This is a genomic window from uncultured Lutibacter sp. (assembly GCF_947495725.1).
Taxonomy (GTDB): Bacteria; Bacteroidota; Bacteroidia; order Flavobacteriales; family Flavobacteriaceae; genus Lutibacter.
In genome coordinates, this window is record NZ_CANLZZ010000022.1 from 1 (window position 1) to 350 (window position 350).

Here is a 350-nt window from a genome sequence, read left to right on the forward strand (position 1 = left end):
GATTTAATGCCTGCCGCATACATAGCAGGTGCAATGGCTCAAATTGGTAATGGAATTATTGGAAGTATTAATGATGGTCTTCGTTTACCTTATGATTTTCCTGCCATTACTATACCATATACTTCTGTAACAGATCCTATCTTAATAACTAATGGGATAGATTTAGATCCACTTCCAATTGATATTCCGAAGATAGAAATTCCTGGAATTTATATACCTGAAATTCCTATTTTACCTGCTATACCAAATGTAATTCCTAGAATACCTCAAATTCCAACTGGAGGTTTACCTAGTTTATCAATACCTAATTTTACAGTATCAACACCTAGTAATTCTTTAAGTAAAGAAAA

General features: G+C 32.6%; 1 protein-coding gene. It reads left to right on the forward strand.

The genetic code is table 11. The annotated features are described in order from the left end of the window. The coding region (locus Q0776_RS17735; RefSeq protein WP_298371358.1) for a hypothetical protein at positions 1 to 350 on the forward strand (350 nt) is incomplete at both ends.